This window comes from Streptomyces sp. NPDC002446 (assembly GCF_053595675.1).
Window position 1 is genome coordinate 1 of the sequence record NZ_JBSFYC010000147.1, and the last position, 4,230, is coordinate 4,230.

The window sequence follows — 4,230 nt, forward strand, 5'->3', positions numbered from 1 at the left end:
CCGACGAGAACAACACAAACGCCTTCAGATCCAACCCACAAGTCAGATCATGCAACGCCATCGCACCATCGACCTTCGGCCGCAGCACCCCACCAACCCGCTCCGGCGTCAGCGACTCCACCACACCGTCATCCAACACACCGGCCGCATGCACCACCGCCGAGATCTCGTGAGCGGCAAACACCTCCGCCAACGCACCACGATCCGCCACATCACATGCCGCAACTACCGCCTCGGCACCCAACTCCCGTATGTCATCGGCAAGTTCGTTAGCTGGGCGACGCGACACCAGCACGACACGGCGCACCCCACACGCCGACACGAGATGCCGTACGACCACTCCGGCCAGCAGGCCCGACGCGCCAGTCACCAGCACCGCGCCATCGCCCCAGGATCCGCAGGTCTCGGCGACCGGCACCCGCGCCCGCACGACACGCGGCACCCACACCACACCCCCGCGCACCGCCACCTGCGGCTCACCACACGCCACCGCAAACGGCAGCACACCCAACGACGACGCCCCACCATCCACATCCACATCCACCAGCGCAAACCGCCCCGGATGCTCCGACTGCGCCGACCGCAACAAACCCCACACCGGCGCGTGCGCCAGTCCGGGCACCTCGTCGTCGGGCCCGGTCGCGACGGCTCCGCGGGTCAGCACGACCAGCCGCGACGCGGCGAAGCGCGCGTCGGCCAGCCACTCCTGGAGCAGTGCCAGCACCCGGTGCAGCTCTCCCGAGCAGGGCACGACCACCACATCGGGCACAGAGGTCAGCGAGGCGAGATCGGCGCTCCGGGCGGCGCCGGGCAAGGCGGCGGCGATACCCAGCGGGTCGTCGCCGACCACCGCGTAGCTGGGCGCCGCCCGATCCCCGGTGTTCCCTGCGCTTCCGGCGCTTCCGGCGCTTCCGGCGCTTCCGGCGCTTCCCGTACTTCCCGTGTTTCCGGTGCTTCCCGTGCTTCCCGTGCTTCCGGTCAGCGGCTGCCAGGTCACGCGGTACAGCGCGTCGCGTACCGCGTTCCGTGCGCCGTCCACCTGGTCTGCGGTGACCGGCCGCAGGGCCAGGGAGTCGACCGAGGCGACCGGCGCTCCCACGGCGTCGGCGACGTCCAGGGCGATCCGGACGCCCGCCGAGCCGTCGTCCGCGCCCGTGTCCTTGGTCAGGACAGCAAGCCGGACGCGCAGGGTTCGCGCGCCCGTGGCGTGGAGCCGTACGCCGCGCCAGGAGAACGGCATGCGGGGACGTGTCTCCTCGCCCACCGCGACCGGGGCGAGGCCGACGGTCTGCAGGGCGGCGTCGAGCAGTGCCGGGTGCAGCCCGTACCGGTCGGCGTCGCCGGTGGCGGCGTCGGCCTCGGACGGCAGCGCCACCTCGGCGAAGACTTCGTCGCCGTGCCGCCAGGCGGCGCGCAGCCCCTGGAAGGCCGGGCCGTAGTCGATTCCGGCCGCGCTGCCGCGCCGGTACCACGCGGCCACGTCCAGCGGTTCGGCGCCCGGTGGCGGCCAGGCCGCCGGCTCGAACGGCCGTGGTCGGCCCTCGTCGGCCGCCGCCTGGAGCGTGCCGCCGGCGTGGCGCGTCCAGGGCAGGCCGGTCGCCGTGTCGCCGTCCGGCCGGGAGTGCACGGTGAGGGGGCGGCGCCCGTCCTTGTCGGCGGGCCCGATCCGCAGGCTGATGTGCAGGCCTCCCTCGGCGGGCAGCACGACCGGGGTTTCCAGCGTCAGCTCGTCCAGCAGCTCACAGCCGGCCCGTTCGCCGGCCCGGAGCGCCATCTCCACGAGGGCGGTGCCCGGCAGTACGGCGCTGCCCAGCACGGTGTGATCGGCCAGCCAGGGCTGTGCGGTGAGCGACAGCCGTCCGGTGAGGACCAGTTCGCCGCTTTCGGGGGCTTCGAGCACCGCGGCGAGCAGCGGATGGGCCGCGTCCTCCAGGCCCAGGGATCCCGCGTCTGCGGCGTGCGCCAGCGGGCTCCTCGGCCAGTAGCGCCGGCGCTGGAAGGCGTAGGTGGGCAGTTCCACCCTCCGTTCCGCCCTCCGTTCCCCGGTCCGTGCCCGGCCGTCCCCGCCGCCGAAGTACGCGGCCCAGTCGACCTCCGTACCGCGGACGAAGGCCGCGGCGACGGCCTGCAGCACCGACTCCGGCTCGGGACGGCCGCGCCGTAGCGTCGCGGTGAACGGCGAGCCGCCCGCCGCTTCCGCCGGCCGGTCGCCGAGGGCCTCCTGGCCCATGGTGCACAACACCCCGCCCGGTCCGAGCTCCAGGTACGTGCCGACGCCGTGCTCGCGCAGCGCCCGGACCCCGTCGCCGAAGCGCACCGCCTGCCGGATGTGCCGCACCCAGTACTCCGGCGCGCACAGCTCCTCCGCGGTGGCCGTACGTCCGGTCACATTGGAGATCACGGGTATACGGGGCGGGTGGAATTCCACCGTGTCCGCGACGCGCCGGAAGTCCTCCAGCATCGGGTCCATGCGCGGGGAGTGGAAGGCGTGGCTGACGTTCAGCCGCTTGGTGCGGTGGCCGCGGCCGGCCAGTTCGGCGGCCACGGCGAGGACGGCGTCCTCGTCGCCGGACACGACCACGGACCGTGGCCCGTTGACGGCCGCGATGCCCGCCCGGTCCTCCTGTCCGGCGAGCAGCGGCCGCACTTCGTCCTCGCCCGCCCGTACGGAGACCATCGCGCCGCCGTCGGGCAGGGACTGCATCAGCCGCCCGCGGGCGGCCACCAGCCGGCAGGCGTCGGGCAGGTCGAGGACCCCCGCGACATGGGCGGCGGCCAGCTCGCCGATGGAGTGCCCCAGCAGCGCGTCGGGGCGCAGCCCCCAGCCCTCCACCAGGCGGAACAGCGCGACCTCGACCGCGAAGAGCCCGGCCTGGGTGTAGTGGGTCCGGTCGATCAGCTCCGCCTCGGGGGACGCGGGGTCGGCGAAGAGGACGCCGAGCAGCGGCCGGTCGAGGTGCGGGTCGAGGTGCCGTGCGACCTCGTCCAGCGCCGCGGCGAACGCCGGACTGCTTGCGTACAGCTCGCGTCCCATGCCGGCGTACTGGCTGCCCTGGCCGGTGAACAGGAAGGCCGTACGGCCCTCGCGGCGGCCCGTGCCGCACACCACGGACGGCGCGGACCGTCCCTCGGCGAGGGCGTCGAGGGCCGCGGAGAGCCCGCCGGGGCCGCCCGAGTGCAGCACGGCCCGGTGCTCGAAGGCGGTGCGGGTGGTGGCCAGGGCGAGTCCGGTCGCGCGCGGCCCGCCGGTGTCCTGGCCGGCCAGGTGAGTGCGCAGCCGCGCCGCTTGGGCGCGCAGGGCGGTCTCGGAGCGGGCCGACAGCACCCAGGGAACGGGAAGTGAGCCGCCCGCCTCGCCCCCATCCGGAGCCTCATCCGGAGCCTGACCCGACGCCTCCGGCGCTGCAGGCTCCTGCTCCTCCGGAACTGCAGGCTCCTGCTCCTCCGGGGCCTGCTCGACGATGACATGTGCATTGGTCCCGCTGACACCGAAGGAGGAGACAGCGGCGCGGCGCGGCCGACCGGTCTCCGGCCAGGGTGTCTGCTCGGTCAGCAGGGACACCGCCCCCGCCGACCAGTCCACATGCCGGGACGGCCGGTCCACATGCAGCGTCTTCGGCAGTACGCCGTGCCGCAGGGCCAGCACCATCTTCATCACACCGCCCACCCCGGCCGCCGCCTGGGTGTGACCGATGTTGGACTTCAACGAGCCCAGCCACAAAGGCTGTTGGCCCTCGCGCTGCTGGCCGTAGGTCTCCAGCAGCGCCTGGGCCTCGATCGGGTCGCCGAGCGCGGTGCCGGTGCCGTGCGCCTCGACGGCGTCCACGTCGGCACAGGTCAGCCGGGCCTGGGCGAGGGCCTGCCGGATGACGCGCTCCTGGGCGGGGCCGTTGGGTGCGGTCAGGCCGTTGCTGGCACCGTCCTGGTTGACGGCGCTGCCGCGGACCACGGCCAGCACCGGGTGGCCGTTGCGCCGCGCGTCCGACAGCCGCTCCAGCAGCAGCACGCCCACGCCCTCGGAGAGATTGGTGCCGTCCGCACTGTCCGAGAACGCCTTGCAGCGCCCGTCGGACGCCAGCCCGATGCCCTGCCCGCGCGCGAACTCGTCGAACAGCACCGGCGTGGACATCACCGCCGCGCCGCCGGCCAGCGCCAGGCCGCACTCGCCGTTGCGCAGCGCCTGCGCCGCCAGATGCAGCGCCACCAGCGACGACGAACACGCGGTGTCCA

At 74.1% G+C, this 4,230-nt stretch carries 1 protein-coding gene; it reads right to left on the reverse strand.

The genetic code is table 11. From position 1 onward, the window contains the following. Window positions 1–4,230, reverse strand: a 4,230-nt coding sequence (locus tag ACWD6P_RS36765; RefSeq protein WP_451448569.1) for a type I polyketide synthase, incomplete at both ends; no start/stop codon positions are given.